General features: G+C 67.5%; 26 protein-coding genes. 20 read left to right on the top strand and 6 right to left on the bottom strand.

The genetic code is table 11. The features are described 5' to 3' along the window. The first annotated feature begins 12 nt into the window (after positions 1 to 12). The 7 genes from AC3DEZ_RS07390 (at position 13) to recO (ending at position 7,225) form a co-directional block, all read left to right on the top strand. Positions 13 to 1,539 (top strand): DegQ family serine endoprotease, encoded by a 1,527-nt coding sequence (locus tag AC3DEZ_RS07390; RefSeq protein ID WP_488387638.1) that lies wholly within the window; start codon positions 13 to 15, stop codon positions 1,537 to 1,539. A 136-nt stretch (positions 1,540 to 1,675) separates the two neighbouring features. After that, entirely contained in the window at positions 1,676 to 3,484 is a 1,809-nt protein-coding gene (gene lepA, locus AC3DEZ_RS07385; RefSeq protein ID WP_183637515.1) for a translation elongation factor 4, read from the top strand. A 101-nt stretch (positions 3,485 to 3,585) separates the two neighbouring features. After that, positions 3,586 to 4,380, top strand: coding sequence for a signal peptidase I (gene lepB / locus AC3DEZ_RS07380; protein WP_447102665.1), 795 nt, complete (start codon positions 3,586 to 3,588; stop codon positions 4,378 to 4,380). A gap of 36 nt (positions 4,381 to 4,416) precedes the next feature. Continuing rightward, complete coding sequence (locus AC3DEZ_RS07375; protein ID WP_447102664.1) at positions 4,417 to 4,803, top strand: DUF4845 domain-containing protein; 387 nt, start codon at positions 4,417 to 4,419, stop codon at positions 4,801 to 4,803. Between the two features lie 3 nt (positions 4,804 to 4,806). After that, positions 4,807 to 5,484, top strand: a complete 678-nt coding sequence (gene rnc, locus AC3DEZ_RS07370; RefSeq protein WP_447102663.1) for a ribonuclease III — start codon at positions 4,807 to 4,809, stop codon at positions 5,482 to 5,484. Continuing rightward, positions 5,481 to 6,404 (top strand): GTPase Era, encoded by a 924-nt coding sequence (gene era / locus AC3DEZ_RS07365; protein ID WP_488387637.1) that lies wholly within the window; start codon positions 5,481 to 5,483, stop codon positions 6,402 to 6,404. Before rnc ends, era begins: the two co-directional genes overlap by 4 nt. Before the next feature lie 89 nt (positions 6,405 to 6,493). Continuing rightward, positions 6,494 to 7,225 carry a DNA repair protein RecO gene (gene recO / locus AC3DEZ_RS07360; RefSeq protein WP_488387636.1) on the top strand — a complete coding sequence of 244 codons (732 nt, stop codon included), beginning with the start codon at positions 6,494 to 6,496 and terminating at the stop codon, positions 7,223 to 7,225. 13 nt (positions 7,226 to 7,238) lie between these two features. On the opposite strand, the gene AC3DEZ_RS07355 is transcribed toward recO, so the two are convergent. After that, the gene (locus AC3DEZ_RS07355) at positions 7,239 to 7,901 is read right to left on the bottom strand and encodes a response regulator (protein WP_488387635.1); all 663 of its coding nucleotides are present in this window, start codon (positions 7,899 to 7,901) and stop codon (positions 7,239 to 7,241) included. Positions 7,902 to 7,946: 45 nt separating this feature from the next. Between AC3DEZ_RS07355 and AC3DEZ_RS07350 the strand changes: the two genes are divergently transcribed. The 10 genes from AC3DEZ_RS07350 (at position 7,947) to AC3DEZ_RS07305 (ending at position 18,295) form a co-directional block, all read left to right on the top strand. Beyond that, positions 7,947 to 9,956 (top strand): translocation/assembly module TamB domain-containing protein, encoded by a 2,010-nt coding sequence (locus tag AC3DEZ_RS07350; protein ID WP_488387634.1) that lies wholly within the window; start codon positions 7,947 to 7,949, stop codon positions 9,954 to 9,956. 18 nt (positions 9,957 to 9,974) lie between these two features. Then, complete coding sequence (locus AC3DEZ_RS07345; protein WP_488387633.1) at positions 9,975 to 10,607, top strand: YdbL family probable chaperone protein; 633 nt, start codon at positions 9,975 to 9,977, stop codon at positions 10,605 to 10,607. An 88-nt stretch (positions 10,608 to 10,695) separates the two neighbouring features. After that, positions 10,696 to 12,060 (top strand): 23S rRNA (uracil(1939)-C(5))-methyltransferase RlmD, encoded by a 1,365-nt coding sequence (gene rlmD, locus AC3DEZ_RS07340; RefSeq protein WP_488387632.1) that lies wholly within the window; start codon positions 10,696 to 10,698, stop codon positions 12,058 to 12,060. Positions 12,061 to 12,149: 89 nt separating this feature from the next. Next, positions 12,150 to 12,668, top strand: coding sequence for a CYTH domain-containing protein (locus AC3DEZ_RS07335; RefSeq protein WP_488387631.1), 519 nt, complete (start codon positions 12,150 to 12,152; stop codon positions 12,666 to 12,668). Positions 12,669 to 12,678: 10 nt separating this feature from the next. Then, positions 12,679 to 13,683, top strand: coding sequence for a beta-N-acetylhexosaminidase (gene nagZ, locus AC3DEZ_RS07330; protein ID WP_488387630.1), 1,005 nt, complete (start codon positions 12,679 to 12,681; stop codon positions 13,681 to 13,683). Next, entirely contained in the window at positions 13,683 to 14,258 is a 576-nt protein-coding gene (locus AC3DEZ_RS07325; protein WP_488387629.1) for a hypoxanthine-guanine phosphoribosyltransferase, read from the top strand. The genes nagZ and AC3DEZ_RS07325 overlap by 1 nt, the downstream gene beginning before the upstream one ends. Continuing rightward, on the top strand, positions 14,255 to 15,001 hold the full coding sequence (locus AC3DEZ_RS07320; RefSeq protein WP_488387628.1) for an S-methyl-5'-thioinosine phosphorylase: 747 nt from the start codon (positions 14,255 to 14,257) through the stop codon (positions 14,999 to 15,001). The genes AC3DEZ_RS07325 and AC3DEZ_RS07320 overlap by 4 nt, the downstream gene beginning before the upstream one ends. A 91-nt stretch (positions 15,002 to 15,092) precedes the next feature. Next, on the top strand, positions 15,093 to 15,299 hold the full coding sequence (locus tag AC3DEZ_RS07315; protein WP_141456387.1) for a cold-shock protein: 207 nt from the start codon (positions 15,093 to 15,095) through the stop codon (positions 15,297 to 15,299). A gap of 71 nt (positions 15,300 to 15,370) precedes the next feature. Continuing rightward, positions 15,371 to 16,597, top strand: coding sequence for an FAD-dependent oxidoreductase (locus tag AC3DEZ_RS07310; protein WP_488387627.1), 1,227 nt, complete (start codon positions 15,371 to 15,373; stop codon positions 16,595 to 16,597). 72 nt (positions 16,598 to 16,669) lie between these two features. After that, positions 16,670 to 18,295: an acyl-CoA dehydrogenase family protein gene (locus tag AC3DEZ_RS07305; protein WP_488387626.1), complete on the top strand. Its 1,626-nt coding sequence runs from the start codon at positions 16,670 to 16,672 to the stop codon at positions 18,293 to 18,295. Between the two features lie 118 nt (positions 18,296 to 18,413). On the opposite strand, the gene AC3DEZ_RS07300 is transcribed toward AC3DEZ_RS07305, so the two are convergent. Beyond that, positions 18,414 to 18,824 (bottom strand): hypothetical protein, encoded by a 411-nt coding sequence (locus tag AC3DEZ_RS07300; RefSeq protein ID WP_488387625.1) that lies wholly within the window; start codon positions 18,822 to 18,824, stop codon positions 18,414 to 18,416. 166 nt (positions 18,825 to 18,990) lie between these two features. Between AC3DEZ_RS07300 and AC3DEZ_RS07295 the strand changes: the two genes are divergently transcribed. Continuing rightward, positions 18,991 to 19,458 carry a L,D-transpeptidase family protein gene (locus tag AC3DEZ_RS07295; RefSeq protein ID WP_488387624.1) on the top strand — a complete coding sequence of 156 codons (468 nt, stop codon included), beginning with the start codon at positions 18,991 to 18,993 and terminating at the stop codon, positions 19,456 to 19,458. 25 nt (positions 19,459 to 19,483) lie between these two features. Here the strand turns inward: AC3DEZ_RS07295 and fabR are convergent, their stop codons facing one another. Continuing rightward, positions 19,484 to 20,128, bottom strand: a complete 645-nt coding sequence (gene fabR / locus AC3DEZ_RS07290) for an HTH-type transcriptional repressor FabR (protein WP_447102648.1) — start codon at positions 20,126 to 20,128, stop codon at positions 19,484 to 19,486. A 108-nt stretch (positions 20,129 to 20,236) separates the two neighbouring features. Here fabR and AC3DEZ_RS07285 point away from each other — a divergent pair, with 108 nt between their 5' ends. Together AC3DEZ_RS07285 and AC3DEZ_RS07280 are read left to right on the top strand one after the other, a co-directional pair. Then, the gene (locus AC3DEZ_RS07285) at positions 20,237 to 21,343 is read left to right on the top strand and encodes a ferredoxin reductase (protein WP_488387623.1); all 1,107 of its coding nucleotides are present in this window, start codon (positions 20,237 to 20,239) and stop codon (positions 21,341 to 21,343) included. Further along, a complete protein-coding gene (locus AC3DEZ_RS07280) occupies positions 21,343 to 22,509 on the top strand; it encodes a fatty acid desaturase family protein (protein ID WP_488387622.1) in 1,167 nt (388 codons plus the stop codon). The genes AC3DEZ_RS07285 and AC3DEZ_RS07280 overlap by 1 nt, the downstream gene beginning before the upstream one ends. A 12-nt stretch (positions 22,510 to 22,521) precedes the next feature. Here AC3DEZ_RS07280 and AC3DEZ_RS07275 read toward each other — a convergent pair whose 3' ends face one another. From AC3DEZ_RS07275 to AC3DEZ_RS07265, 3 genes are read right to left on the bottom strand one after another with little or no spacing between them, the layout of a single operon-like run. After that, on the bottom strand, positions 22,522 to 23,094 hold the full coding sequence (locus AC3DEZ_RS07275) for a hypothetical protein (RefSeq protein WP_488387621.1): 573 nt from the start codon (positions 23,092 to 23,094) through the stop codon (positions 22,522 to 22,524). Further along, positions 23,085 to 23,681: an HAD family hydrolase gene (locus AC3DEZ_RS07270; protein WP_488387620.1), complete on the bottom strand. Its 597-nt coding sequence runs from the start codon at positions 23,679 to 23,681 to the stop codon at positions 23,085 to 23,087. Before AC3DEZ_RS07270 ends, AC3DEZ_RS07275 begins: the two co-directional genes overlap by 10 nt. A 55-nt stretch (positions 23,682 to 23,736) precedes the next feature. After that, the gene (locus AC3DEZ_RS07265; RefSeq protein ID WP_488387619.1) at positions 23,737 to 23,970 is read right to left on the bottom strand and encodes a hypothetical protein; all 234 of its coding nucleotides are present in this window, start codon (positions 23,968 to 23,970) and stop codon (positions 23,737 to 23,739) included. Positions 23,971 to 24,027 lie beyond the last annotated feature (57 nt).

Raw genomic sequence — 24,027 nt, 5'->3', positions numbered from 1 at the left:
GGCCCGCATTCGATGAGCCTGAGTGCCCGTTCCAACGTGTTGTCCCTGTTGTTCCTCACCGTGCCGCTGGCCGCCTGCGCGCGTCCCGCCGACCCAGCGCCGGCGGGGCCGGCCGCCACCACCGTGCCCGCGGTGACGCAGTCGTCCGCCCCGCAGCTTGTGAGCGGCCTGCCGGATTTCACCAATCTGGTGGAGCAGGTCGGTCCCGGCGTGGTCAACATCGAAGCCCAGATCGGCAGCCGTCGGACCGCCGATGCCGGCGAGGCGATGGGGGAGGACGAGATCCCGGAATTCTTCCGTCGCATGCTGCCGCCGGGCTTCCAGATGCCGGGCCCGGGTGATCGCGGCCGCGGACCGCGCGGTGTCTCCGCCGGTTCGGGCTTCATCATTTCCGCCGACGGCTACGTGCTGACCAACCACCATGTCATCGATGGCGCCGACGAGGTGAAGGTGAAGCTGCCGGATCGCCGAGAGTTCACCGCCAAGGTGATCGGCAGCGACCAGCAGTACGACGTGGCGCTGCTGAAGATCGAGGCCAAGGGCCTGCCGGTGGTGCGCCTGGGCGACTCGAAGACGCTCAAGCCGGGCCAGTGGGTGGTGGCGATCGGTTCGCCGTTCGGCCTGGACCATTCGGTCACCGCCGGCGTGGTCAGCGCGGTCGGCCGCAGCACCGGCGGTCAGGAACAACGCTATGTGCCCTTCATCCAGACCGACGTGGCGATCAACCAGGGCAACTCCGGCGGCCCGCTGCTCAACACGCGCGGCGAAGTGGTCGGCATCAACTCGCAGATCTTCTCCGCCTCCGGCGGCTACATGGGCATCAGCTTCGCCATCCCGATTGATCTGGCGATGGGCGCGGTGGACCAACTGAAGTCGACCGGCAAGGTAAGCCGTGGGCAACTGGGCGTGGTGGTCGAGCCACTGACGACGGAAAAGGCACGCGGCATGGGGGCCGCCGACTCGCGCGGTGCGCTGGTCAACCAAGTGCTGGAAGACAGCCCGGCGGCAAAGGCAGGCCTGGTGCCGGGCGATATCATCACCGGCTTCAACGGCGCGCGTATCAATGATTCCTCGGACCTGCCGCCGCTGGTGGGGGCGCTGACCCCGGGCACCAAGGCCACCATCACGGTCATACGTGACGGCAAGTCCAAGGATCTGAGCGTGACCCTGACCGAGCTCAACGAGGAATCCGCTTCGGCCAGCGGTCTCCCGGCCGTCCCGGGCAAGCCCGCGCAGACTGTCGGCAACAATCCGCTTGGCATTGTCGGGCAGGACCTGGACGCGAATGCGCGCAAGCAGATGGGTCTGAAGGCGGGTGAGGGCGTGCTGATTTCCCGCATCAACGGCAATGCCGCCCGCGAGGCAGGGCTGGCTCCGGGTATGGTGGTGCTGCAGGTCGGACGCACTCCGGTCGGTTCGGCGGCGGCGCTCAATGGTCAGCTCAAGGACGTCAAGTCGGGCCAGACCGTGATGCTGCTGGTCCGGCAGGGCGGGGTGACGCGTTTCCTGGCGGTAACCGCCGGCGACGACAAGCCGTAAACCCGTTTACACCTTTTCCTTGACGCCCGCCGGAGCTCCCGGCGGGCGTTCATGTTTGTGGGGTGGAGGTCGGGATTGCCCCAGCCATGCGATAATGCCCCGTTATCCTGACGACGGCCGTGGCCGCCGCCCCCTCATGTCCTCTGATTCCATGCGGAACATCCGCAATTTTTCCATCATCGCGCACGTCGACCATGGCAAGTCGACCTTGGCCGATCGCATCATCCAGCTTTGCGGCGGCCTCCAGGCCCGCGAAATGGAAGCGCAGGTGCTCGACTCCAATCCGATCGAGCGCGAGCGTGGCATCACCATCAAGGCGCAGTCCGTGTCCCTGCCGTACAAGGCCAAGGACGGACAGACCTATTTCCTGAATTTCATCGACACCCCCGGCCACGTCGACTTCAGTTACGAAGTCTCGCGTTCATTGGCGGCCTGCGAAGGCGCGCTGCTGGTGGTCGATGCGGCACAGGGGGTGGAGGCGCAGTCGGTCGCCAATTGCTACACCGCGGTGGAGCAGGGGCTGGAAGTGGTGCCGGTGCTGAACAAGATCGACCTGCCGACCGCCGATATCGAACGCGCCAAGAGCGAGATCGAGGCGGTCATCGGCATCGACGCCGAAGACGCGGTGCCGGTCAGCGCCAAGACCGGCCTGAACGTGGATCTGGTGCTGGAAGCCATCGTCCAGCGCATTCCGCCGCCGCAGCCGCGCGATACCGACAAGCTGCAGGCGCTGATCATCGACTCCTGGTTCGACAACTACCTGGGCGTGGTCTCGCTGGTGCGGGTCATGCAGGGCGACATCGTCCCGGGCAGCAAGATCCTGGTGATGTCGACCGGCCGTACCCACCAGGTCGACAGCGTTGGCGTGTTCACCCCCAAGCGCAAGGTGCTGTCGAAGCTGGGCGCGGGCGAGGTGGGCTGGATAACCGCATCCATCAAGGACGTGCACGGTGCGCCGGTCGGCGACACCCTGACCCTGGCTTCCGATCCGGCGCCCAAGCCGCTGCCGGGTTTCCAGGAAATGCAGCCGCGCGTGTTCGCCGGCCTGTTCCCGGTGGACGCCGAGGACTATCCGGCGCTGCGCGAAGCGTTGGAAAAGTTGCGCCTCAACGACGCCGCGCTGCGCTTCGAGCCGGAAAGTTCCGAAGCGATGGGGTTCGGTTTCCGCTGCGGCTTCCTGGGCATGCTCCACATGGAGATCGTGCAGGAGCGCCTGGAGCGCGAGTACGACCTGAACCTCATCAGCACCGCGCCGACGGTCGTGTATGAAATCCTGAAGACCGACGACACGGTGATGCCGCTGGACAACCCGGCCAAGTTGCCGCCGGTCAACCAGATCGAGGAAATCCGCGAACCGATCATCCGCGCCAACATCCTGACGCCACCGGACTACGTGGGCAGCGTGATTACGCTGTGCGAGGAGAAGCGCGGCAGCCAGATCGGCATCACCTACATGGGCAGCCAGGTGCAGATCAGCTATGAACTGCCGATGGCGGAGGTGGTGCTGGATTTCTTCGACAAGCTCAAGTCGGTGAGTCGCGGTTACGCTTCGCTGGACTACCACTTCCTGCGTTTCCAGGCCGGCCCGTTCGTGCGGGTGGACACCCTGATCAATGGCGACAAGGTCGATGCGCTCTCGCTCATCGTCCATCGCGGCCAGGCCGACCGCAGAGGCCGCGAGCTGACCGAGAAGATGCGCGAGCTGATTCCCCGGCAGATGTTCGACGTGGCGATCCAGGCCGCGGTCGGCTCGCAGATCATCGCCCGCAGCACGGTCAAGGCGATGCGCAAGAACGTGCTGGCCAAGTGCTATGGTGGCGACATCACCCGCAAGAAGAAACTTCTGGAGAAGCAGAAGGAAGGCAAGAAGCGGATGAAGCAGGTCGGCCGGGTGGAAATCCCGCAGGAGGCCTTCCTGGCGGTGCTGCAGGTCGACAACAAGTAAGCTGGGCGTCGGGGACGCGGTGAGGAACCGGGCCGATGGTGGGCCCGCTCCAGACGAATCCCCACTCCCGAATTCCCAATCCCGTTCCGAAGGAACACTAGATGGTCTGGTTCGAAACTATCCTGGTCGTGTTGACGCTGCTCACCGGCGTTATCTGGCTGCTCGACAAGCTGTTCTTCGCCAAGCGCCGTGCGGCGCGCGGCGGACTGCTGGACGAGGAACCGGTGCTGGTGGACTACTCGCGGGCGTTCTTCCCGGTACTGGCCATCGTGCTGGTGCTGCGCAGCTTCGTCGCCGAGCCGTACAAGATCCCGTCCAGTTCGATGATGCCGAACCTGCTGATCGGTGACTTCATTCTGGTCAACAAGTTCGCCTACGGCCTGCGCCTGCCGATCAACAACCGCAAGTTCGTCGCCATCGGCGAACCCAAGCGTGGCGACGTGGTGGTGTTCAAGCCGCCGCACGATCCGGAAAACAACTGGATCAAGCGCGTCATCGGCCTGCCGGGCGACCGCATCGGCTTCCAGGGCAACACCGTTTCCATCAACGGCCAGCCGCTGGCCTACCAGACCCTCGGCACCTACGCCGGGCGCGGCCTGCCGATGGGTGCCGAGAGCGCGACCCTGCTGGAGGAACAGCTGCCGGGCCGCCCGCACAAGGTGCTGGAAGTGCTGGACCGGGCGACCGGCGAGGGCGAGTGGATCGTGCCGCCGGGCCACTATTTCGTGATGGGCGACAATCGTGATAATAGCGAGGACGGCCGGCTGTGGACGCAGACCCACTTCCTGCCGGAGGAGAACCTGCGCGGCAAGGCCTTCCTGATCTGGCTGAACTGCGAGGACTGGTTCTGCAAGGGGAGTTTCGAACCGTCCCGGATCGGCAACAGCATCCAGTGACGGCAACATCCAGGGCGTGCTAACGGGGGAATGGCAATGAACTACAAGCGTCAGGGCGGCATCACCTTGATCAGTTTCCTGATCGTGCTGGGCGTGGTCGGTTTTGCGGCCTTCGTCGGCATGAAGCTGTTTCCGATGTACCAGGAGTACTACTCGGTCAAGAGTTCGATGAAGGGCCTGGAGAGCGAGCCCGGCATCGGTGACATGGATCCGTCCAAGATCCAGGACCTGTTCTTCCGTCGCCTGTACATCAACTACTCCGAGAACGTGAAGCCGAACAACGTGAAGTTCGAGCGCACCGATGGTGGTTGGCTGATGCGGGTGAACTACGAGGTGCGCCGTCCGCTGGTGGGCAATCTCGACGTGGTCGGCCGGTTCGATACCACCCAGGAGCTGACTCGTCGCGGCGGCGGTCTGGAATAAGGTTTGAGCGCGCTCCGGCTCACGCACGCGTTCGTCAATCAGGGTTTGCTGGGGCAGGCCCTGACCCATCGCAGTGCTGGAGCGCCGCACAACGAACGACTGGAATTCCTCGGCGACGGCATCGTCAACCTGCTGGTCGCCGAGGCGCTGTTCCAGCGCTGGCCCAAGGCCGATGAAGGCGCCTTGACCCGCGCGCGCGCCGAACTGGTGCGCGAAGCCTCGCTGGCCATCATCGCCCGCCGCCTGGATCTGGGCGCGCAGCTGACGATGGGGCCGGGGGAAATGAAATCCGGCGGCCATCGCCGGGACTCGATCCTCGCCGATGCGCTGGAGGCGCTGGTGGCGGCCATCTACCTGGATGCCGGCTTTGAAGCCTGCCGCGAAGTGGTGCTGCCGTGGTTCGAGGAATCGCTGGCCGCGCTGCCGGTCGGCAAACCGGAAAAGGATGCCAAGACCCGCCTGCAGGAATGGCTGCAGGCACGCCAGCGCCCGTTGCCGCTGTACGAGCTGGTGTCCGAGAGCGGCGACGATCACGCCAAGCAATTCCTGGCCCGTTGCAGCATCCAGGAGCCGCCGCTGTCGGCCGAGGGCGAGGGCACGTCCCGCCGCATCGCCGAACAGGCCGCGGCCGCCGCGGTGCTGGACCGGCTGGCCGAGACCAAACGGATTACCGTCGAATGAGTGACACCCCCCAGACGCACAGCGGCAGCGTTGCCGTGATTGGCCGCCCCAACGTGGGCAAATCAACCCTGACCAACGCCCTGGTCGGTGCCAAGGTCAGCATCGTTTCGAGCCGACCGCAGACCACCCGACATCGGCTGCTGGGCATCGCGACGTTCCCGGAAGGGCAGATCGTGTTGGTCGACACGCCCGGATTGCACAAGCAGCAGGGCAAGTTCTCCGCCTCGGCGATGAGCCGGGTGATGAACCGCGCGGCACGCGGCGCGCTGGAAGGCGTGGACGCCGGCCTGCTGGTGATCGAGGCGGGCCGCTGGGAAGACGAGGACACGCTGGCCTACAACGTGCTCAGCGACGCCGGTATTCCGGTGGTGCTGGTGATCAACAAGGTCGACCGGTTGCGTGAGAAGAGCGCGCTGCTGCCGTTCCTCGCGCAGGTGTCCGAGGGCCGCCAGTTCGCCGCCGTGCATCCGATCTCCGCGCTCAAGCGCAATGGTCTCGACGCGCTGGTGAAGGATGTCCTGAAGCTTCTGCCGGAAGCGCCGCCGATGTTCGGCGAGGACGAGATCACGGACCGCAGCGAACGCTTCCTGGCCGGCGAGCTGATCCGCGAGCAGCTGATGCGCCAACTCGGCGCCGAGCTGCCCTACGCGACCACGGTGGAGATTGAACGCTTCACCGAGGAAGTCTCGCCCAAGCAGGGCGAGCTGCTGCGCATCGGCGCGGTGGTGTGGGTCGAGCGCGAAAGCCAGAAGGCGATCGTCATCGGCAAGGGCGGCGCGCGGCTGAAGGAAATCGGCAGCAAGGCGCGCATGCAGATGGAACACCTGTTCGGCCGCAAGGTTTTCCTGGAAACCTGGGTACGCGTACGCGAAGGCTGGTCCGACGATGAAACCGCCCTCAAGGCGTTCGGCTATGAGTGAGCCTGAGCGACTCGCGCAGGCAAGTCCCGATTCGCGTCCCTCCGCTTTCGCGAATCCCCACTCCCCACTCCCCAATCCCGGCCCCTGAAATGCGCATCACCGGCGAACATGCGTTCGTCCTGCATGCGCGGCCCTGGCGCGAGACCAGTCTGCTGGTCGAGGTGCTGAGCGAGGACCACGGTCGGTTGGGCCTGGTGGCGCGCGGGGTGACCGGACCGAAGAAGCAGGCACTGCGCGCCGCGCTGCAACCCTTGCAGTACATCCGGCTCGACGCGGAGCCGCGCGGCGAACTGGCGAGGCTGGTGGCGGCCGAGGCGCTCGACACCGCGCCGCGGCTGGGCGGCGACACGATGCTGGCGGGCTTCTATCTCAATGAACTGGTGCTGCGGCTGGCGCCGCGGCATGACCCGCTGCCGGAACTGTTCCAGGCCTATGCCGGGGCGCGCGAGCGGTTTCGCCTCGGCGACGCGCTGGCGTGGACGTTGCGGCAATTCGAGCGGGATCTGCTGGAGGCGCTGGGGTTCGGTTTCGCGCTGGACCAGGACAGCGATGGCCGGCCCATCGATCCGGCGGCCCGCTACCAACTGGATCCGGAACAGGGGCCACGCCGCCTGCTCAGCGATCGCGGCCATGCCGAGCGCAGCGCGGCGGCCACCGGCCGCGCATTGCTGGCGTTGGCCGCCAACCAGCCGCCCCCCTCCGAGGATCTGGCCAGCCTGCGGCTGGCGCTGCGCGGTGTGCTGGCGCACCACCTCGGCCCGCGTGGCCTGAAATCGTGGGAACTCATCGGCGAACTGGGGCGGCTGAAGCCACGCCCCTGACGCGTGAGGCGGATCAGGCGCGGAGCGCGTCGGCCGCGGCGCGGAAATCCATCAAGGCTTCCAGCGAGGCGGGGGCTCCGTGCAGTTGTTGCGCCGCGCTCGCCAACCGGCTCGCGCCGACGAAACCGCAACTGGCGCGGAGCTTGTGCAGGACCGCGCGCAATGCCTCCTGATCGCCGGCCCGGAACGACTGTTCGACCGCGCCGATGCTGCCGGGGAGCTCGTCCAGGAACAGGCGGCGCAATGTGTCCACGTGTTCGCGGCTGCCATTCAGGGCCCTCAGCGCGGCGGCTTCATCCCAGTCCTGCGCGGGCGCCGCAAGGAGGGGGAGGTGCGCGCGCACGGCGGATTGCAGATCGGCCGCGGACAGGGGCTTGACCAGCACCGCGGTGAAACCCGCTTCCAGCAGCGACCGGTGCATGTCCGGCGACGGATCGGCGGTGTGGGCCAGCGTGGGTGTCCGGGCGCGCAGGCGCCGCAGGCCCGCCAGCAGTTGCGCGCCGCTGCCGTCGGGCAGGTTGGCGTCGATGAGCCAGAGATCGTGCTGGTCTTCCGCACGCAGGGCCTGCGCGATGGAACCGGCGCTGTCGACCCGGGCGGGCAGGGCTTCCAGCGCGGCCAGCATGAAGGCGTGGCTGATCGGATCGTCCTCGACCAGCAGCAGGCGTGGCTTCATTCCTTCGTCCCGGGACATCGTTATGCTGCCTCCATGTGCGTCCGCATGTTAACGCTGCTGGTGCTGCTCGGGTTGACACCGGTTGTCCCCGCGCATGCGCGCGCCGCCAGCGCGCACATTGCGCGGATAAGCACGCCCGTGGCGGTGCTGGAGGATGTGGAGGTGCGCCTGGACTGGCCCGCCGGTGCGGACACCGGTGCGCTGTCCCTGCGGGCGCGCCGGGTGCGCGCGGATGATCTGGGCTATCGCTGGCGTGACCTGCGTTGGACCTGTCCGCTGGAGCATGGCGAGCAGGGACGGTGGCGATGCGACGGCCAGGTGAGCCAGGCTGGCGGCGCACCCCTGCGGCTGGCAGTCGCCATCGATGTCGCGCACACGGAAGCGCGTCTCGCGACCGGGCAATCATCACTGGCGCTGTCGCGCAACGCGGCCGCGCCGGACCTGACCCGGGTGGATCTGGTGCAGGTACCGGTGAGCTGGGCGCAGGCGCTGGTCGCGCAGGCCTGGGCCGATGCGCGCCTGAAGGCGGGGCGGCTGGATGGTCGGCTGGAACTGCGCGTACCCGAAACGGGACCGCTCCAGGTATCCGGCCCGCTGCGATTGGGCGGTCTCTCGCTCGACACCCCGGATGGCACGCTCGCGGCCGAAGGTGTTTCAGCCGCGATGCGGCTCGACTACCGGCAGTTCCCGCGTCAGCGCCTGATCACGCTGGAAGGCGAACTGCGCGGGGGCGAAATGCTTGCGGGCAATGCCTACATCGCGCTGCCGGCCACGCCGGTGGGCGTGACCGTGGCCGCGCGTCGATGGCCGGACGGCACCTGGGAATTGCCGGAACTGAGCTGGGACGATGGCACGGCGCTGCAGGTCCGGGGCGGCCTGAGCCTGGATCCGGCAATGAACCCGCGTGAGGCCACGCTGCAACTGCGCAGCGAGGATCTGGCGCCGCTCCAGGCCCGCTACCTGTCCGGCTGGCTCGGCCTGGCCGGATTGGCGGATCTGCGCATGAGCGGAGCCATGGTGGCGGACGTGGACCTGCGAGCCGGAGCGCTGCGCGAGATCGGGATGACGCTGGACGAAGTGGATCTGCGTGATGGCCGCGATCGTTTCCAGCTGCTTGGCGTCAGCGGACATCCCGTACTGTCCGGCGACGGCCGGCACGACAGCACCCTGGGTTGGCGCGGCGGGACGCTGCATGGCCTGCCGTTCGGCGCCGCGGTGTTCCCGTTGCGAAGCGAAGCCGGCGAGATAGCGCTGAGTCGGCCGGTCACGGTGCCCGCGCTGGGCGGTGGCCTGACCTTTGAAGCGCTGAATCTGCGCCCGCCACGGCAGGAACGCGGATTGGCATTCGATTTCGGCCTGAGCGTGGACAATCTGGACATCGGCCAACTGGCCGCCGCCATGCATTGGCCGGCGTTCCAGGGCAACCTCAGCGGGCGGATCCCGCGTGTGCGCTATGCAGAGGATCGCCTCGACTTCGACGGTACCTTGACCGCGCACATGTTCGCTGGCCGCGTCGAAGTCTCCGGCCTGTCGATGGAACGCCCGTTCGGGACCGCTCCCACGCTGTCCGCGGACATCGTGCTGGAGGATCTGGATCTGCAGGCGCTCACCGGCGTATTCGGCTTCGGCGAGATCACCGGCGCGCTGGATGGCCACATCCGCAGCCTGCGCCTGGTGGACTGGAGCCCGCAGGGCTTCGACGCGGACCTGCATTCCGATCCGCAATGGCGCGGACGCCAGCGGATCAGCCAGCGCGCCGTGCAGGATCTTTCCAGCGTTGGCGGCGGCCAGGGACTGGGGAGCAGCCTGCAGGCACAGGCGCTCAAACTGTTCGACGACTTCGGCTATCGCCGCATCGGCATCCGCTGCCACCTGTCCGAGGAGGTCTGCCGGATGGACGGGCTGGGTTCAGCCGGAGCCGGTTTTATCATTGTCGAAGGCCAGGGCCTGCCGCGCCTGACCGTGGTGGGATTCAACCACCGGGTCGACTGGCCGACCCTGGTCAAACGGCTGGGCGATGTGACCCGCGGCGAAAGCAAACCGGTATTCCAGTAGCCATCAGGAGAAACACACATGCATCGTTGGTTGGGAACCTCTGTCGCCGCCGCGCTGCTGTTGACCGCGTGCGTCACCATCAATGTCTACTTCCCGGCGGCCGAGGCCAAGGAAGCGGCGCGCGAGTTCGTCGAGAAGGTCATCGGAGACGATGCGAAGGCAACACCGGCCAAGCCGGCACGGCCCGATTCCAGTGTGCCGGCCACCCCGGGCGGCAGCGCTTCGCTGACGCCGGTGTCGCGTCGCGGTTTCGACTGGCTGTCGCTGGTCGGCATCGCCAGCGCGCACGCGCAGGAAAACGCCGACATCAACATCAAGACGCCCGCTATCCAGGCCATCCAGGGCCGCATGGCCGAGCGTTTCCGCAGCCAGCTGCAGGCCGGTTTCGATGCCGGCGCGCTGGGCCTGACCCGCGACGGCATGATCGAAGTGCGCGACGCCGGCAAGCTGGCGCTGAAGGACCGGGTCACGACGACCCAGGCCGTGGCCGACGACAACCGCGACCGCAAGGCGGTCTATCGGGAGATTGCCGTGGCCAACGGCAATCCGGAGTGGGAAGCGCAGATCCGCCAGACCTTCGCCCAGCAGTGGATCGCCAGCGCCCGCAGCGGCTGGTGGTACCAGGATGCGGGTGGCTGGAAGCAGAAGTAGCTCGCGACCCCTGGGCGGGAAGGCGGGAAAGGCCCGCCCCCGCTCATGCGACAATGGTGCCCCGCAACCCGCACGCAGCTTTCGCCACGTGGCCCGCAGCCGTTCTCCCCGCATTGACAAGACCCCCTTTGAAGCCGACATCCTCGACCTGACCCATGACGGCCGGGGCGTGGCACGCCGCGCCGCCGCGCCCGGCGAGAGCGGCAAGGCCGTGTTCGTTGCCGGCGCGTTGCCGGGCGAGCGGGTGATGGCCGAACAGACCGCCAAGAACCGCCATTTCGACGAAGCCCGCGCGCTGGAAGTGCTGCAGGCTTCCCCGGACCGGGTGCCGGCGCGCTGCGCGCATTTCGGTACCTGCGGCGGTTGCGTCCTGCAGCACCTGGACGAGGACAAGCAGATCCACGCCAAGCAGCGCGTGCTGATGGAAAACCTGGAGCGCATCGGCCACGTCTCGCCGACTTCGGTGCTGGCGCCTCTGGTGGACGCCAGTTGGGGATATCGGCGCAAGGGCCGTTTCTCGGTGCGCCGGGTCGACAAGAAGGACAAGACCCTGGTCGGTTTCCGCGAACAGGATCCGCGCTTCGTCGCCGATCTGTCCGAGTGCCATACCGTCATCCCCGAAATCGGCGGGCGCATCGCCGATCTCGCCGCGCTGGTGGATGGTTTGCACGCGCGTGCCGATATCCCGCAGATCGAATTCATCGCCGGCGACGCCACCGACGCGTTCAGCGGCATCGCGCTGGTGTTCCGGCACCTCAAGCCCCTGGACGAGGCGGATCGCGCCGCGCTGATCGCGTTCGGCCGGGCACATGCGTTCGCTATCTTCCTGCAACCCGGCGGTGTGGACAGCGTGCATCCGCTGTGGCCGGAGGCGCCCGCGTTGGCCTTCGCCCTGCCGCAATGGAATGTCGAACTGGCGTTCCAGCCGCTGGACTTCATCCAGGTCAATGCCGGGCTGAACCAGAAAATGATCGCGCGGACCTTCGAGCTGCTGGATCCGCAGCCGCGGGACCGGGTGCTGGATCTGTTCTGCGGCCTGGGCAATTTCACCCTGCCGATGGCGCGGCTGGTCGGCGAGGTGGTCGGCGTGGAAGGCGATGCCGGCCTGGTGGCGCGGGCGCGCGGGAACGCGCAACGCAACGGACTGGCGAACGCGCAGTTCCATGCCGCCGATCTGACCGAGGATCAGCGGGGCACGAGCTGGATGCGCCAGGGTTTCGACAAGCTGCTGCTGGACCCGCCGCGCTCCGGCGCGATCGAGGTGCTGAAGCAACTGCCGTTGAAACAGTTCGACCGTATCGTCTACGTCAGCTGTCATCCCGGCTCACTGGCCCGGGACGCCGGTTTCCTGGTCAACGAGCAGGGTTACGAACTGAAGTCGGCCGGGGTGATGGACATGTTCCCGCACACCGCCCACGTCGAATCGATTGCGTTGTTTGAACGGCGGGAATAGGGAATAGGGAATCGAAAGCCAATGCGCTTGTTCCCCGCTCCTGCTTCAACGATTCCCGATTCTCCACTCCCCATTCACGGCTCCATCCCATGCCTATAGAAATCGAACGCAAATTCCTGGTCACCGGTGACGGCTGGCGCGAGGCCGCGCACGAGGTCGTGCCGATGGCGCAGGGCTACATCAACGACATGGCCGTGATGGACGAGGGCCGGCAGAAGGCGTCGGTGCGGGTACGCATCCAGGGTGATGCGGCCTATCTCAATCTCAAATCGCGCGAGCTCGGCCACACCCGGCAGGAGTTCGATTACTCCATTCCCGTGGAAGAAGCGCGCGCGCTGCTGGACCTGTGCGTCGGCGGGCTGATCGACAAGCGCCGCCACCATGTCCGCGATGCAGGCCATCTATGGGAGGTGGACGAGTTCCTGGGCGGGAACGCCGGCCTGGTGGTGGCGGAAATCGAACTGGAAAGCGCCGATGAAGCCTTCGTGAAACCAGACTGGGTCGGCAAACAGGTCACCGACAGCCCGCGCTATTACAATCTGGCCCTGGCATCGCGCCCGTACGCGCAGTGGTCCGCGGACGAACGCGACGCCAACGACATTCCCTGAGGACCCCACCATGCTCGTCATCGGCATCGCCGGCACCGAACTCAGCGCACAGGAGCGCGACTGGCTGCAGCACGACGCCGTCGCCGGCGTCATCCTGTTCACCCGCAATTTCGCCTCGCGCGCGCAGGTCACCGAACTGTCCGCCGCCATCCGCGAAGCGGCGCCGCGTCCGCAGCTGATCTGCGTGGACCAGGAAGGTGGCCGCGTGCAGCGCTTCCGCGAGGGCTACAGCGCGCTGCCGCCGCTGGAAGGCTTCGGCAAGCGCCATGCGGAAGACCCGCAGGGCGCGCTGCAACTGGCGCGGGAACATGCCTGGCTGATGGCCAGCGAAATCCGCGCCAGCGGCATCGACCTGAGTTTCGCCCCGGTGGTGGACCTGGCGCGTGGCAACCGCGCGATAGGCGACCGCGCGTTCGACGCGGATCCGCAGGTGGTCGCCGCCTTCACCCGCGCCTATGTGCAGGGCATGCACAGCGTGGGGATGCCGGCCACGCTCAAGCATTTCCCGGGCCACGGCACGGTGCTGGAAGACACACATTTCGACGATGCGGCCGATCCGCGCACGCTGGAGGAACTGCGCGGGCAGGATCTGCTGCCGTTCGCCGCCGGCATCGAGGCCGGTGCGGACGCGGTGATGATGGCGCACGTGAAGTATCCGGCGGTGGCGCCCGAGCCGGCCGGCTATTCGCCGCGCTGGATCCAGGACATCCTGCGCGATGGCATGGGATTCCGGGGCGTGGTGTTCTCCGACGACATCGGCATGGCCGCGGCGTTCTCCGCCGGTGGCGTGAAGGCGCGCATCGAACTGCATCTGGACGCCGGCTGCGACGTGGTGCTGGTGTGCTCGCCGAAACTGGTGGAAGAGTCGCTCAAGGCGGTGGAAGGGCGCGCCCTGAACACCGCGGCGCTGCTGGGCCTGATCGGCCGTGGCGCATTGGGCTGGGATGGCCTGCTGGCCGATCAACGTTATGGGCAGGCGCAGGCGCGCGTGCTCGGCAATACAGGAGTGGTGTGATGAGCAAACTGGGAACGACGCGTCCTTCGCTGGCCGATGCGCTGGCCAATGCCGAACTGCTGGTGGACCGCGCCACCCTGGACCATGCGATCGCGGGCATGGCCGCACCGATCGCGCGCGACTATGCCGGCGAAGTGCCGGTCTACCTGACCATCATGCATGGCGCATTGCCGTTCGCCGGCCAACTGGCGCTGGAACTGGGCGCGCGCGGCCTGGATCTGGAATTCGACTACCTGCACGCCACCCGTTATCGCGGCGAGACCGCCGGCGGCGAACTGGTGTGGAAGCATCGCCCGGCCACCGCGCTGTACGGCCGCCGTGTGCTGTTGGTGGACGACATCCTCGACGAGGGTCACACGCTGCTGGCCGTGCGCCAGTGGTGCCTGGAACAGGGCGCCACCGACGTGCGCATCGCCGCGCTCAGCGTCAAGCGCCACGACCGCTGCGTCGAAGGCGTGCAGGCCGACTACATGGGCGTGGAAGTCGCCGACCGCTACGTGTTCGGTTTCGGCATGGACTACTACGAACAGGGCCGCAACCTGCCGGCCATCTACGCGCTGAAGGAAGACGCATGAGCGGGATCGCGCTGGCCGTGATCGGCGGCACCGGCGTCTATCGCCTGGCCGCGCTGGCCGATGTCGAAACCCGCGAAGTCGAGACCCGCTTCGGCAAACCCTCGGGTCCGATCCGCATCGGCCATCTGCTGGGGCAGAAGGTGGCGTTCCTGGCCCGCCATGGCGAAGGACATTCGGTGCCGCCGCACCAGGTGAACTACCGCGCCAACCTGGCCGCGTTGAAGGATATCGGCGCCACCCGGGTGCTGGCGCTCAATACGGTGGGCGGCATCACCGAACGGTTCGGGCCACGCGTGCTGGCATGCCCGGACCAGATCATCGATTACACCTGGGGACGCGTCTCCACGATCTGCGAGGAGCCGGGCAGCGAGGTGCTGCACGTGGACTTCGGCGATCCCTATACGTCGCTGCTGCGGCACAAGATCATCGCCGCCGCGCGCGTGACCGGCGTCAAACTTGTGGCCGATGGCTGCTATGGCGCGACCCAGGGGCCACGCCTGGAAACCAAGGCGGAAATCGCGCGGATGCGCCGTGACGGCTGCGATCTGGTGGGCATGACCGGCATGCCGGAGGCGGGCCTGGCGCGCGAGCTTGGCCTGGATTACGCCTGCCTCGCCATCGTCGCCAACTGGGCGGCCGGCTGCGGCACCGGCGAGGAGATCACCATGGCCGAGGTGCTGGCCAACGTCGAAGCGGCCTCGGCGGGCCTGCCGGAACTGATTGGCGAACTCGCGCGCGGGTGATTGTCAACACGGCAAAGCCTTTGCATACTCCGCGGGTGCGGTTGCCGCCGCACGTTAACCACCCGCACCTTACAAAGGAAACGCAAGCGCTATGCCGTACGGTACCGTGAAATGGTTCAACGATGCCAAGGGCTTCGGATTCATCGCGCCAGAAGATGGCAGCGCCGATGTCTTCGTGCATCACTCCGCGATCAACTCCAAGGGCTTCCGCAGCCTGAAAGAAGGCCAGCGAGTGACCTATGAAGTGACCCAGGGCCCGAAGGGCGCACAGGCCGGCAGCGTCACGCCGTCCGACTGATTGCAACGCTGCGAGATTTCTCGAACCCCGCTTCGGCGGGGTTTTTTATGAGTCACCGGGGGCACACAGGGATGCGCAAGCGACACATCGCCATCGCCGGATACGGCACCGCGGGCCAGGCGCTGGCGCTGCTGCTGTCGCGCGACGGGCACGCGGTGGAGGTGTTCGAGCGCGCACCGCAACTGGGACCGGTGGGCGCGGGATTCCTGCTGCAGCCCACCGGTCTGCAGGTGTTGTGGGAGCTGGGATTGCTGGATGCCGCGCTGGCGCATGGGCGGCGGGTGCGCCGGCTCTACGGGGAAACGCCGTGTGGCCGCGCGGTGATGGACATGCGCTACACCCGGCTGGATGCGGGATTGTTCGGCCTCGGCATGCAGCGCGGCGCCTTGTTCACCCTGCTGGCCGACGCCTGGCCGGGAAGGGCCGACGTGCGTCAGGGCGTGTCCGTCGCGTCGGTGCAGGAGGACACCGGCTGGCTTGTCGACGAGCAGGGCGCGCGTCATGGTCCCTACGACCTGGTGATCGCCGCCGACGGCGCGGCTTCGCGCCTGCGTCGGCACACGGGTGCGGTGAAGCTGGACGCACCTTATCGATGGGGCGCGCTGTGGTGCCTGGTGCCGCAGGCCGACTGGCCGTTTCCGGACGAACTGCGCCAACGCTATGTCGCCGCGCGCAAGATGATCGGCATGCTGCCGGTGGGTACGCGACCGGATGACGACACGCCGCGGCTGAGTTTCTTCTGGAGCCTGCCGGCGGCCACCTTCGAGCAGTGGCACGGCGGCGGCATCCAGGGCTGGAAACGGGAGGTGGCCGCGATCTGGCCCGAGATCGAACCGCGGCTGGCCGACCTGCGGGAGCCGGGGCAACTCGCGCGCGCGAGCTATCGCGACGCGGCCCTGCGCCGATGGTCGCGTGGCCGGTTGGTGCTGGCCGGGGATGCCGCGCACGCGATGAGTCCGCAGTTGGGCCAGGGCGTCAACATGGCGTTGATGGACGCGCTGGCATTGCGCGATGCGCTGCGCGCCGAAACTGATCTGGAGGCCGCGCTCGCGCGCTATCAGGACGAGCGCGAGGCGCATGTTCGCATCTACCAGTTCTGGAGCCGCTGGCTGACTCCGGTGTTCCAGTCCGAGCACGACGGGATAGCGCGCCTGCGCGACATCGCCTTCCTGCCGTTGGGCCGCATGCCCTGGGGAAGCCGGCACATGCTGCGCGTGCTCAGCGGCACCCAGCACGGTGTGCTCGGCCAACTGGCGTTGAATCCGGAATTCCTCGCCGCACTCGCGGCGCGCGGCTGAAGTGGGCGCGGCGGCCACACCGGTGCCGCTTTGGGCGAGAATCGACGGGCAACCACCGACCGGAGCCCCGCGATGAATGGACTGCCGCCCTTTGAAACCCATCTGGTCGAAAACCAGCCGCCGCCCTTCGAGCCGCGCGATCTGTGGGAGGACGACGCCGCGCTGCGCGAAGCGGTCGCCCGTGAAGGCGCCGGAGGCTTCGCACCGCGACTGGCGGTGTACGGCGCGCTGGCGGGTGACGAACTGTATCGCATCGGCTTCGACGCCAACCGGGATCGGCCGCGCCTGCGCACGCATGATCGCTTCGGCCATCGCATCGACATGGTCGAATTCCATCCGGCCTATCATCGGTTGATGGAGGTCGCCAAGACGCATGGCGTGGCCGGGCTGTCATGGCATGAACCGGAGCCCGGCGCGCACGTGGCGAGGGCGGCGTTGAGCTATCTGCACCATCAAGCCGACGCCGGCACGAGTTGTCCATTGACGATGACCCACGCGGCGGTGCCGGTGCTTCGACGCGAACCGGCGCTCGCGGTCTGGGCGGAGCGGGCCGCGACCCCGCTGTACGACCCGCGTGATCTGCCGTTGGCCGAGAAGGCCGGCATCACCCTGGGCATGGGCATGACCGAGAAACAGGGCGGCTCGGACGTGCGCGCCAACACCACCACGGCGACGCCGGAGGGCGATGGCTACCAGCTGGTCGGACACAAATGGTTCTTCTCGGCGCCGATGTGCGACGGTTTCCTGGTGCTGGCGCAGGCGCCGGGTGGATTGACCTGCCTGTTGATGCCGCGTCGCCTGCCTGACGGCGCGCGCAACCGGTTCGCGCTGATGCGGCTGAAGGACAAACTGGGCGATTGGTCCAATGCCTCCAGCGAGGTCGAGTTCCGTGGCGCGTTGGCCTGGCGGGTCGGAGAAGAAGGACGCGGCGTGGCGACCATCATCGAGATGGTGATGTTGACCCGGCTGGACTGCATGCTGGGGTCGGCGGCTGAAATGCGCATGGCGCTGGCGCAGGCGCTGCATCACGCGCGTCACCGGCGCACCTTCGGCAAAACTCTGGTCGAGCATCCGCTGATGGCGAACGTACTGGCGGATCTGGCGATTGAATCCGAGGCGGCGACCACGTTCGCGCTGCGGGTGGCGCGCGCGGTCGATGCCGCGCCGCGTGATCCGGCCGAAGCCGCGTTCGCGCGGATTGCCACCGCCATCGGCAAGTACTGGATCTGCAAGCGCACGCCTGCCTTCGTCAACGAGGCGCAGGAGTGCCTGGGCGGCGCGGGCTACGTCGAGGAATCCATCCTGCCACGGCTGTATCGGCAAGCGCCGCTCAACTCCATCTGGGAAGGCAGCGGCAACATCCAGTGCCTGGACGTGTTGCGCGCGCTGGCACGCGAGCCGGAAACCCGCGCGGCGCTGGTCGCCGAACTGGCGTCGATGGCGGGCAGGGAGGCGGGTTTCGATGCCTTCATGGCGGAGTTGATGGCGGATCTGGCGCGTGCCGGCGAAGCCGGCGCGCGCAACCTGACCGAGCGGCTGGCGCTGGCCCTGCAGGCGGCGGTGTTGATGCGCGCCGGCAGTCCCGCCGCGGGCGCTTTCGTCCGCGGGCGGCTCTCGCGGGAACAGGGATGGGCGTTCGGAAGCCAGCCGGGCATCGATGTGGCCGACATCCTGTTGGCACGCGCGCTCCCCGCATAGGCCGGCCTGGTTCGCCGGCATCATCCGGGAACGTACCGGCAAAAGGGTGGGCAGACGAGGCGGCGGAAAGAAAAGCCGCCGGCTCCTGCCATCGCGACGTGGCGGGCGCCCGCCCGCGCTAGTCGAACGCCGACCAGTCGCAGGACAGGGCGAGCCGGCGTGTCGGTGATGTCAGTATTCCCCGGGCGGCCTCCGCTCGCAGTTCCAGCACCTCGTTGCGTGGGGTGTCGCCATTGCGCGCCCGCAACGAGAGAATCTGCGCGCGCGGGTCCACGCGGGCACGCTCCACCCGCCAGGTCTCCGTGGATCGGAGAGCGGGGTGATCGATGCGCAGGCCATAGACACCATCGCCCGCCGCCTCCTGCGTCAGGCTGATCGCGACGGTGACCTCGGCGCCCGTGTCGGTATCGCGGCAGACGATCGCCTCGGTCGCAACCGCTTGCCGCGACAACCCCGAAAGCGAGAGCAACGCGAGCGACACAAGAGAGGCGGGAATCTTCATCGCGTCATTGATGCCGGTGGAATCCATGGAATGCAATCGCGGCGGAGCCATCTGGCAAGAAGGGCAAAACAGACGAGGGGGAGACGCCGCGTTCCCCGCCATTGCCTGCGCTAGGATGGCTTTCATGATGGCATCGACTCGGACAGGCCCGCGGTTGGCCGGCTTTCGCGGCCGCGCGGGACTTTGGCTGTGGATGTGGTTCGCATTCGCCGGGAGCGCGATGGCCGTCGAGCCGCCGGATCTGCTGCCCACGGCGCAACGGGCGGACGCCATCCGGGTGTACAAGGCGCAACGACGCATGGACCTGCTGCGCACGGGTCGGGTGATCGCCACCTACCGGATCGCACTGGGCGACGCGCCGGTCGGACACAAGCGCCAGCAGGGCGACGAGAAGACCCCGGAAGGCGACTACCGCATCACCTACCGCAATCCGCGCAGCCGTTTCCATCTGTCGCTGCGCGTTTCCTATCCGGACGAGGCGGACCGCAGGCAGGCGCGGGCGCGTGGCGTGGATCCGGGCGGCGACATCATGATCCATGGCGCGACGCCACCGGGTTACCGCAGCGACTGGACCGATGGCTGCATCGCCGTGACCGACGCGGAGATGGACGAGATATGGCGCCGGGTGCCGGTTGGCACACCGATCCGGATCGCACCCTGATTGAGGCTGTGCCCGGGTGTTGGTGTCAGCGGCCGGCGGCGAGCGCGCGCGAGCCGGTGATGATCATGCGCACCATCTGCGACATCTGCTCGATCAGCTCCGGGTCCTTCTCCGGCGGCAGGTCCATCGCGGTGGCGCCCATGGCGAACACCAGGCGGGTGATGGCCTTGGAGACCAGCGCCGGCTCGTGCAGCGGCGCATGGTCGCGGATCGCCAGCCGGATCAGATCGATGCGCAGTTCTTCCTCGAAGAACTCCAGTTCGCGGTCCACCGCCTGCTTGAAGGCGTCGGAACCCACGGTACCTTCGCGCAGCAGCACATGCAGCAGCTTGTCGTCGGCGCGCAGCTGTTCGATGAACGCCTCCACCGAACTGCGCACCACGCTGCGATCGCTGCTCGCCGCACGTTGGCGGGCTTCACCGATGATCTTGCGCAGTGAGCTGCCGGCCACGTCGATCAGCGCCACCGCCAACTCGTCCATGTCGCGGAACTGGCGGTAGAAGCTGTTCGGCGCGATGCCGGCCTCGCGCGCCACCTCGCGCAGGCTGAGGGTGGAGACGCCGCGATGCGGGCCCAGCAGTTTCAGCGCCGCGGCCAGCAGATCCTCCCGTGAGATCGTCGCCTTGCGGCCGGGGCCGTGGTCGTCGTGGGGGAGGGCGGTCGATGACATGGATTGGAGCGTACGGGGCTGAATGGCGGGAGACTGGCCCGCATCATAGCGGCAAGAATTAATATACGGTTGTATACACGACTGTATCGATATCGGTATAGTGCCCCCATGAACGCCCGTGTCCTCCCCGCCCCGCGCCGTCCCGCCGGTGCGCTGCGCCGGTTGATCAGCCCGCTGGTCGCCGCCGATGTCTTTGATTTCTGGGCCGGACGGCTCAATCGCAACTGGACCTGGGACCGGCCCCGCGCCCGCCTGGTTGCCCGCGAGGAGGCCGCGAAAGGCGCGGTGACGCTCTGGCTCCGGCCCAACCGGCACTGGACCGGTTTCCGGCCGGGCCAGCACGTCAACCTGGGCGTGGAAATCGAGGGCGTCCGCCATACCCGCAGCTACAGCCTGACCGAGCCGCCGCGCGCGGACGGCCTGCTGGCGATCACCGTCAAGGCGGTCGAAGCGGGGCGGGTCAGCCAGTACCTGCACGGGCAGGCACGGGCCGGCGAAGTGTTCGAGCTGGGTCAGGCCTTCGGCGAGTTGTGCCTGCCGGCGCGTCCCGAGGGTGGCTGGCTGTTCCTGGCCGCCGGCAGCGGCATCACTCCGCTGATGGCGCTGACCCGGCAACTGGCGGCCGCGGGCATGCCGGTCGATCTGGACCTGGCGTACTGGGCGCGCACCCGCGAAGAGTTGTGCTTCCTCGGCGAACTGCGCGCGCTGGCGGCCCGTCACCCGGGCTTCCACCTGCATATCGGCTTGACCGGCGAAGCCGCGCGCGATGCCGGGGAGCGCGCCGGCCGCATCGATGCCGATTGGCTGGCGGCACGGATTCCAGCGCTGGCCGGGCGCCGGGTGATGGCCTGTGGTCCCGGTGGTTTCGTCGAGACCGCACGCCAATTGCTGGAGGGCCGCGTGGCGGGCTTCCAGGCCGAAGCCTTCAGCCCGCCGCCGCATGCGGTGGAGGACGATGGCGAAGTCGAGGTGCGCCTGACCCGCAGTGGCCGCCGCCTGCAGGTGGCGCGCGGGCAGTCGTTGCTGGTGGCGCTGGAAGACGCGGGGCTCAAGCCCGCCTCCGGCTGCCGCATGGGCATCTGCAATACCTGCGCCTGCGGCAAGGCCGCCGGCAGCACCCGTCACCTGCCCAGCGGCGCGCTGGCGCATGCTCCCACCCAGGCGCTGAAGCTGTGCATCAACAGCGCCGTGACCGATCTGGAACTGGATCTCTGATGAGCGCTTCCCGCAACCGGGCCCTGACTCCGGCCGAACTGGATCGCTTCGGCGAAGAACTGGACGCGCTGCGCGCACGCACGGTGGCCATGGTGGGCGACCGCGACGCGCGCTACATCCGCCGCGTCATCACGGCGGTGCGCTATACCGAAGTGGCGGCGCGCGCACTGCTGTTCGCCTCCGCGCTGCTGGGCGGCCTGCTGGTGGCCGGACAGGCCTGGGCGTGGCTGTTCTGGCCGTGCTGGATCCTCGGTGCGCTGCTGCTGGGCGGGGCCAAGATCCTGGAGAACATGGAGCTGGGCCACAACGTCATCCATGGCCAGTACGACTGGATGGGCGATCCGCAGATCAACGGGCGCAGCTACGAGTGGGACATCGTCGCCACCAGCGAGAACTGGCGGCACACGCACAATTTCCGCCATCACACCTACACCAACATCCGGGGCCTGGACGACGACATCGGATATGGTCTGCTGCGAATCTTCCCGGAACAGAAGTGGAAGCCGTTCTACCTGGTGCAGCCGATCGTCGCGATTGTCTTCGCGCTGTATTTCCAGTGGGGCGTGGCGATCCAGGATCTCAAGCTGGGCCGCTGGTGGCACGGCAAGATGACCGGCGCGCAGCTGCGCCGCAAGGCGCGTCCGGTGCTGCGCAAGATGTCGCGCCAGCTGATCAAGGACTATCTGATTTTTCCGGCACTGGCCGGCCCGTTCTTCCTGCCGGTGCTGCTGGGCAACCTGGTCGCCAACGGCATGCGCAACGTGTGGACCTACGTGATCATCTTCTGCGGCCACTTCACCGCCGATGCCGAGACCTTCCCGAAGGAATGCATCAAGAACGAGTCGCGCGGCCACTGGTACCTGCGCCAGTTGCGAGGCTCTTCCAACATCGGCGGCGGCCGGTGGATGAACGTGATGTCCGGCAACCTGAGCCACCAGATCGAGCACCATTTCTATCCCGATATCCCGGCCAACCGCTACGCGGAAATGGCGGTGGAAGTGCACGAGATCTGCACGCGCTATGGCCAGCACTACAACACCGGTTCGTTGCCGCGCCAGTTCGGACAGGTGATCTGGCGGATCCTGCGGCACGCGTTTCCGAGCCGCGCGCGCATCAAGGTGCCACTGGTGCTGCCGGAACCGGAACCCGCGCCGGAAGCGGCGTGAGCCTTCGCCGGTTCAGGCCGGCCGGGTGAATCGCAGCCAGAGGCGCGTGCACAGGAAAGCCGGCAGGCCACCCAGCACGGCGGCGATTCCGAGGGCGAACAGACTGCCCCACCCGTTCGGGTCCGGCTCATGCAGGACCGGCGTGATCCACGCCAACCCGGTGACGATGATGCCGATCGGTACCATCCACAGCTGGGCTTTCCAGTTGCCGAGCCAGGGTTTCAGGATTCCCGCCAGCACGCCGGTGAGCAGGGCCGGGATGCCGCCAAACAGGTAACCGAAAATGGCCATGCCGATGTGGGCGGCGGGATGGAAGGGGTTGCGCAGGTCTTCGGACATCAGCAGCAGGGCGAATACCTGCAGGTATCCGAGCAGTGGTCCGACCAGCAGGAACGCGACACCGCCCAGGAACGCATCGCGCGCCGTATCAAACGTGGCGATCCGCCAGTCCGGATGGGGATCCGGATCGTGGCGCAGGATCCAGCGGACCCGCACCCGGCCCGCGACGAGCAACAACACGAGTACGGCGAGGACCGGCAGCAGGTAGAGCGGCATGGTCCCGGCCTGCATGGGGTTCAGCGCCACCAGGGCTCGCCGCGGTACCACGCCTCGTGCGCCAGCCCGAGCATCGCGTGATCCTCGCGGGTATCGCCGTAGGCGTGGATGCGTTCGTAGCGCGGGAGATCGTAGCGTTCGCGGATGCGACGCACTTTTTCTTGGCCCACGCACTGCGCGCCGCGGTAGCGGCCGGTCATGCGTTCCTCCCGGACCTCCAGGCGTGAACAGAGCAGATCGACTCCCTGCGTTTCGCACCAGTGCGAAAGGTAGATGTCCAGTCCGCCGGACACCACGGCCACCGTATCGCCACGATCGCGATGCCATTGCAGTCGCGCCATCGCATCCGCGCGCAGCACCCCGGGCAGCACATCGTTCGCGAACGCCATGCCCGCCGCCTGCAAGCGGGCTTCCGGCACGCCACGGAAGCCGAAATCCACGATGCCCGCGCGTACCCGGTTGCCCGACACCCAGCCGGCCCGATAGCCGAGCACCAGCGGCGCCAGCACGACCCTGCCGATGGCCAACCGCGTCGGCGCGACGGCGGCGTACATGAAGCCCGGCATCATTTCACGGACCGTGAGGGTGCCGTCGAAATCGAACAGGGCGAGGTTCATGGCCGCACCGCGCAGGCGGCGGGATTCGACCCGCGCGACCGTACAGGCAATGCGCTCAGCGACAGGCGTAGACGGGTTTGTCCGGCGTGCTGTCGGAACGGCAGGACGGGCACCAGGACTGCACGATTTCCTGGCCATCGGCCATCGTCCGCCTGCCGAAGCTGGCAAGCGCATGGAAGATATGCCGGCCCGCCTGCACCGAGCAGCGCGGGCAACTCTTCAGTGTCTGTCCGCCCCGTTCCATGTATTGGGAATCGTTGAGGGGATGGTCGCAGGTGCAATCGGTCATGGCAGGTCCTTCGCGATGGAATCCGGATCCGGATGTTAGCCGGCATGCCCCGGCGAA

It is taken from the genome of Pseudoxanthomonas sp. 134C1, from assembly GCF_057773065.1.
The sequence above is the reverse complement of the archived record's forward strand: the minus strand, read 5'-3'. Positions and strand labels throughout refer to the sequence as shown.

Bases quoted from the DNA above. Each gene is read 5' to 3' on its own strand.
- AC3DEZ_RS07390 (WP_488387638.1), top strand. From the start codon at position 13: ATGAGCCTGAGTGCCCGTTCCAACGTGTTGTCCCTGTTGTTCCTCACC.
- lepA (WP_183637515.1), top strand. From the start codon at position 1,676: ATGTCCTCTGATTCCATGCGGAACATCCGCAATTTTTCCATCATCGCG.
- lepB (WP_447102665.1), top strand. From the start codon at position 3,586: ATGGTCTGGTTCGAAACTATCCTGGTCGTGTTGACGCTGCTCACCGGC.
- AC3DEZ_RS07375 (WP_447102664.1), top strand. From the start codon at position 4,417: ATGAACTACAAGCGTCAGGGCGGCATCACCTTGATCAGTTTCCTGATC.
- era (WP_488387637.1), top strand. From the start codon at position 5,481: ATGAGTGACACCCCCCAGACGCACAGCGGCAGCGTTGCCGTGATTGGC.
- recO (WP_488387636.1), top strand. From the start codon at position 6,494: ATGCGCATCACCGGCGAACATGCGTTCGTCCTGCATGCGCGGCCCTGG.
- AC3DEZ_RS07355 (WP_488387635.1), bottom strand. From the start codon at position 7,901: ATGAAGCCACGCCTGCTGCTGGTCGAGGACGATCCGATCAGCCACGCC.
- AC3DEZ_RS07350 (WP_488387634.1), top strand. From the start codon at position 7,947: ATGTTAACGCTGCTGGTGCTGCTCGGGTTGACACCGGTTGTCCCCGCG.
- AC3DEZ_RS07345 (WP_488387633.1), top strand. From the start codon at position 9,975: ATGCATCGTTGGTTGGGAACCTCTGTCGCCGCCGCGCTGCTGTTGACC.
- AC3DEZ_RS07335 (WP_488387631.1), top strand. From the start codon at position 12,150: ATGCCTATAGAAATCGAACGCAAATTCCTGGTCACCGGTGACGGCTGG.
- nagZ (WP_488387630.1), top strand. From the start codon at position 12,679: ATGCTCGTCATCGGCATCGCCGGCACCGAACTCAGCGCACAGGAGCGC.
- AC3DEZ_RS07325 (WP_488387629.1), top strand. From the start codon at position 13,683: ATGAGCAAACTGGGAACGACGCGTCCTTCGCTGGCCGATGCGCTGGCC.
- AC3DEZ_RS07320 (WP_488387628.1), top strand. From the start codon at position 14,255: ATGAGCGGGATCGCGCTGGCCGTGATCGGCGGCACCGGCGTCTATCGC.
- AC3DEZ_RS07315 (WP_141456387.1), top strand. From the start codon at position 15,093: ATGCCGTACGGTACCGTGAAATGGTTCAACGATGCCAAGGGCTTCGGA.
- AC3DEZ_RS07310 (WP_488387627.1), top strand. From the start codon at position 15,371: ATGCGCAAGCGACACATCGCCATCGCCGGATACGGCACCGCGGGCCAG.
- AC3DEZ_RS07305 (WP_488387626.1), top strand. From the start codon at position 16,670: ATGAATGGACTGCCGCCCTTTGAAACCCATCTGGTCGAAAACCAGCCG.
- AC3DEZ_RS07300 (WP_488387625.1), bottom strand. From the start codon at position 18,824: ATGGATTCCACCGGCATCAATGACGCGATGAAGATTCCCGCCTCTCTT.
- AC3DEZ_RS07295 (WP_488387624.1), top strand. From the start codon at position 18,991: ATGTGGTTCGCATTCGCCGGGAGCGCGATGGCCGTCGAGCCGCCGGAT.
- fabR (WP_447102648.1), bottom strand. From the start codon at position 20,128: ATGTCATCGACCGCCCTCCCCCACGACGACCACGGCCCCGGCCGCAAG.
- AC3DEZ_RS07285 (WP_488387623.1), top strand. From the start codon at position 20,237: ATGAACGCCCGTGTCCTCCCCGCCCCGCGCCGTCCCGCCGGTGCGCTG.
- AC3DEZ_RS07280 (WP_488387622.1), top strand. From the start codon at position 21,343: ATGAGCGCTTCCCGCAACCGGGCCCTGACTCCGGCCGAACTGGATCGC.
- AC3DEZ_RS07270 (WP_488387620.1), bottom strand. From the start codon at position 23,681: ATGAACCTCGCCCTGTTCGATTTCGACGGCACCCTCACGGTCCGTGAA.
- AC3DEZ_RS07265 (WP_488387619.1), bottom strand. From the start codon at position 23,970: ATGACCGATTGCACCTGCGACCATCCCCTCAACGATTCCCAATACATG.